At 35.1% G+C, this 4,518-nt stretch carries 4 protein-coding genes; 1 reads left to right on the forward strand and 3 read right to left on the reverse strand.

What is annotated here, in order from left to right; all coding sequences use genetic code 11:
• Nucleotides 1–1,712 (reverse strand): 5'-methylthioadenosine/S-adenosylhomocysteine nucleosidase family protein (locus tag H1P_RS35010; protein WP_144876348.1); only part of this gene is annotated, 1,712 nt, incomplete at its 3' end.
• 221 nt (nucleotides 1,713–1,933) lie between these two features.
• Here H1P_RS35010 and H1P_RS35015 point away from each other — a divergent pair.
• A complete protein-coding gene (locus tag H1P_RS35015; protein ID WP_144876350.1) occupies nucleotides 1,934–2,488 on the forward strand; it encodes a 3'-5' exoribonuclease domain-containing protein in 555 nt (184 codons plus the stop codon).
• Between the two features lie 20 nt (nucleotides 2,489–2,508).
• Here H1P_RS35015 and H1P_RS35020 read toward each other — a convergent pair whose 3' ends face one another.
• The gene (locus H1P_RS35020; RefSeq protein WP_144876352.1) at nucleotides 2,509–3,444 is read right to left on the reverse strand and encodes a CBASS oligonucleotide cyclase; all 936 of its coding nucleotides are present in this window, start codon (nucleotides 3,442–3,444) and stop codon (nucleotides 2,509–2,511) included.
• A 2-nt stretch (nucleotides 3,445–3,446) separates the two neighbouring features.
• Nucleotides 3,447–4,445 carry a hypothetical protein gene (locus tag H1P_RS35025; protein WP_144876354.1) on the reverse strand — a complete coding sequence of 333 codons (999 nt, stop codon included), beginning with the start codon at nucleotides 4,443–4,445 and terminating at the stop codon, nucleotides 3,447–3,449.
• Between the last annotated feature and the right edge of the window lie 73 nt (nucleotides 4,446–4,518).

Genomic DNA, 4,518 nt, shown 5'->3' on the forward strand with positions numbered 1-4,518 from the left:
GCAGCATATAAGCGAAATTGGTCGCTTTTGTCATAGTCGGCGTAATCTTGAACAGATTTAAATACAATCATCGGAATATCGTGAATCTCGGCAACAGCACCAACGGCTGCGCCTTCCATTTCTATTCCTATTGCTTTACGCTGTACTCTTTTGAGTCTTTCAAATATTTCTGGATCTTTCTGAACATAACTTGTAGTGCCAATTACACCAATATGTACTTGAGGAATTGAAGGATCTCGATAGCGTTCATCATCTAGACACAAAAGTCTTTCATTTTCTACTTCTTCAGTTCCTTGTTCTGTTAATTCAAAGGAATCAGTCTTTAAAAGCTCTTGTTTTCTTAATCGCTCGATGACTTGTCTCCAGTCTGGACATTCTGTTACTCTTTCTGGATGTTTTTGTGGAGTTAGATTACTTTCAGAATTTTCTTGATAGTCATAAAGTTTATTTAGTAGCCAATGCTCCTGATGTTGATAAGATTTTGGTCTAATTGTCTGAATTTTCTCGATCCAGCCCTGAGAAAAATTCTGGACTTTATGTTTCCACAACGGCTTTAAATTGTAAGTTGTGATATCGTAAGAAATTTCTTCAGTACGAAACTTGTGTCCTTTTACTTCTTGATAGTAAGCTATTAATTTTCCATAGTCGAATTGAAAAACCCTATCTGCAACAATTACATCTCCTAAAAACACATCTTCTTTGTTTCCAGCACAAACCCCAGTCATCGCCAAACAGCTTGGTTTTAGTTCTGTAATCAGCCTAGTCGCTAATTCGCTGACTTTAGTTTCTCCCATATCCATTGTGCTAGCTGCTGCAATAGTAAGATCGTCTTCATTACTTTTTTTTAAAGTAATTTTGTAGTAAGAGTATCCCAAACTATCTTGATGCTCTTCCCAAGATTTACCAGAATCATTATCACACTCCAAAAGTGCATCTAGCTCATCTTTCAGAGCAGTAATAACTAGAACATCAACCTGGGAAGGAATTTCATCAATTTCGTGGATAAGTTCTAAAACTCCTGTTACTACTTCTGGAACTGGTTTTTCGCCTTGGCGGGTTGTTAATCGAGATAACAGTAAACCTATATTTTTAGTTTTTGGAATACTAATAAATTGTTCTGGTTGGGTAAGTAATTCTTGAGCAAAATGCGATGCACTTACTTTATGATCGTTACAACTAGAACCAATGTGCAAATCTAAGGGAATTGCTGGTTTTTCATTTTTCTTATATTTTTTCAATAGACTTTCTGTCCCAGCACCCCCACTTAGAGCAATCAGAATGTCTCCTCGTCGATCCAAATTCTCACGTCGTACATGACCAAACTCACTCTCAGCAATTTCTATTTCAACCGCATCTAAATCCAGAAGTGAGTTCCAAATATCTTGTTTAGAAGCGGGAATTTGTCTTTGTGTTTTATAGCTATAAACAGTAAAAATTATTGGTTCATCATAATTATCGATGTTTACTATTCCTTGCTGAATACATTCATAAATAGTAGTAACAATAGTCCAATCGAAAATTATAGACGGTGAAGTAGGATCGCTCTCTACTGACAAAGGCTCTTTTCCTATTTGCACCGCAAACGTAGCACCTCTTGTTGCTAATGTTTTTACCAACTCAGCGACTAACTCATGGGCATAGCTGAGTAGAGGAGGTAGAGTATTTTTGCCTGCGCTTCCAATGAAATAGAATCTTTTACCTCTAATATCCATCCTTTCCAATAAAGTTTAAGTTTTTACCTTGAGATAATGCGAGTAAAATTAACAAACAAACTTTTTAAAATGCTATTCAATAAAAGTAAGTCAATATCTACTGTTATAACCGCAAGTTTTAGCATCAACTAGTTTGACTTGTATGAAAAAATAAATTAGAGGTAATTTGAATTGCAATAAACCCAATTCATTAATTACTGAAGAACTATCTCATAAAATCTATGCCTGAAATTTATGTAAGTACAGATATCGAAACTGATGGTCAAATTCCTGGAGCTAATTCCATGCTCAGTTTTGCTTCGGCTGCTTACCTAGCTGATAAAACATTGGTAGGAACTTTTGCTGCTAACCTGAAAACTCTTCCTGATGCTAGCGGAGATCCAAAAACTATGGAATGGTGGCAGAGTCAACCAGAAGCTTGGGAAGCAACCCGTACAGATTTACAAGAGCCAGCAGATGCTATGCAAAGTTATGTCTCTTGGTTAAAATCTTTGCCAGGTAAACCAGTTTTCGTTGCTTATCCTGCTGGTTTCGATTTTTTATTTGTGTATTGGTATCTAATTCGCTTTACTGGTGAGAGTCCGTTTTCATTTTCAGCCCTAGACATCAAAAGCTATGCAATGGCGATGCTCAAGACTGAATATAGAAAATCATCTAAACGTAATATGCCTAAGCATTGGTTTGATTCTTTACCCCATACCCATGTGGCATTAGATGACGCTATTGAACAAGGGGCTTTATTTTGTAATATGTTAGCTGAAAATTTAAATCAATAAATTAGAGTTAACCTCTTCACTTACTCAAATAGCTTCTCCCACTCTCCTTTAGAATTGAGCTTGTCAGCCTTTTCCATTCGCTTAGCCAATCGTCCTAAATAACCTGAAACTTTATTTCTCTCCGTGCTATTCTTTTTTCCCAAGTAATCATCAACATGAATTGATTGACCACTTTTATCTTTTATAGGCTCTTTAACTCTTTCACTAGCAGTACGGCAAAGATGAGCCAGCATATCTTTGTGAGTTTTACTTCCTTTATAGTTTTTGAAGGCTTCTATGGCTAATGATTCGGCGTGATAGCCAGACAATTTTGAGTTTTTAGGTAAAACTTCTTTGACAACAGCTTTGAATAACTTAATTACTGGCACGACTTTTCCCGCACAAGTTTGATTAACAGCAGTCAATTTTTGAGCAAATGCTTTTGGTCGAACTACATTACTCCATTTTTCCGATGATAAAGAATCCGCAATTTTATACCCAGTAGCTGTTTTTATTGCTGGTAAAAGTTGAATCTCACAACCATCTGAGTAACGGACTGTAACAGCCAGTCTACCAACAGATACATCAGTATTGGGAAGTCTTTGCTGAATTTGCCTTGCAAAATAATCTAAAGCTTCTTGAGGTGATTTATTTTGAAGAGAAGTTTTATTTACTAATACTAGAGTATCTATATCACTTAAGCCGTTGATAAATGTATGTTTGGGAACTGAACCACCAAAAGCTAATCTTACAGATTCCTCAATTTCTTTCTCAATAGCTTTTTTAAGGACATCAAGATGTTTATTAATAGCTTGTACATCCCTATCGTTATAGCTTTTTAAAGCTTCTTGTAATAGTTCGTTAACTTCTGAATCGTATTCAGAACTATTACTGCTATTATTAGCTTGCTTAACTAAATTGTCTATTTTTGCATTTGAGCTACTGGATGAATAGCTCGAACCACCACTACTTCCCATTATCAAACCTCAATTTTTAGTCCAGCTTCTTTTACCAAATCAATTATATTAGGCATAATTTTTGAACATTGCATCAATTCGCTTGTTAGTCTATTTTGAGCAAATCTTGTCATAGCTCTAGATAAAGATTCAAGCTCTAGGACATTGTTAATACTAGAAGATTTAGTCAAATCTTGTTCTAAATCACCCCAATTGCGATCACGCAAAGTTACTGTTGATGGATAAAGTGCCAATCCTTCTTTAAATACATATCTTAGCCAGGCTAGTCCATCAAATATATCAGCTCCACACAAAAAATAGGCAATTATTAAACCAGGATCTAAACAGCCAAAAATGTGAATAGGAATTGATATCCCCTTTTCATTTAGAGCAGAACGAATTTTGAGCAAGTTTTGGCATCTCTCTAGAATAGAACCACCTAATTCTTTTTCTGTGATACCTAAAATTGAAAATGAAGACAATTTTTCCGCATATTTAAGTAGCTCAATGATATCGATATATCTAGATCCTCTAGATTCAGATTTATACAAAAAATTGGATGCAGCCTCTGGAAAATTTGCAAATAATTCTAATGCTGATTCAATTTGATAAATAGTAGATTGTGGATTGTCCCAATTGTCATAACTAACAAAAACAAATTGAGAATTTGGTTCTAACTGTTTGAGTACAGTTTTATGTAAGTCTAAATTCCAAGATTTAATAGAGTAACTATTTTTACAAGCATAAATATCATCGAGATTACTAGTAGATTGAATTTGCTGAGTTTCATAACCTCCACTATCAATGAAAATCAAGTCAGATGAATAAATCTCTGCTTCCAAATACTGATGATACAAATCATAAGCACTTACCAAAGATACGTCCGTAATATAGTCTTTAGTTTGTTCATAAATATATTTTAAATCGGGAAATCCTCTACTGGAGAATGACGGAATAATAAGAGGAGTTGAGACATCAACGATAGGGATATTGCGAATTTGGCATATTTCATCTAATTGCATCTAGCATCCTCCTATTAATACAAGAAGGACATTCTCCACAAGGGCGATCGCTTTGACGCTCGCAGCTAAATGT

This window comes from Hyella patelloides LEGE 07179, from assembly GCF_900659865.1.
GTDB classification, from domain to species: domain Bacteria; phylum Cyanobacteriota; class Cyanobacteriia; order Cyanobacteriales; family Xenococcaceae; genus Hyella; species Hyella patelloides.

Excerpts from the sequence above, each read along its gene's own strand:
- H1P_RS35015 (WP_144876350.1), top strand. The coding sequence starts at position 1,934 with ATGCCTGAAATTTATGTAAGTACAGATATCGAAACTGATGGTCAAATT.
- H1P_RS35020 (WP_144876352.1), bottom strand. The coding sequence starts at position 3,444 with ATGGGAAGTAGTGGTGGTTCGAGCTATTCATCCAGTAGCTCAAATGCA.
- H1P_RS35025 (WP_144876354.1), bottom strand. The coding sequence starts at position 4,445 with ATGCAATTAGATGAAATATGCCAAATTCGCAATATCCCTATCGTTGAT.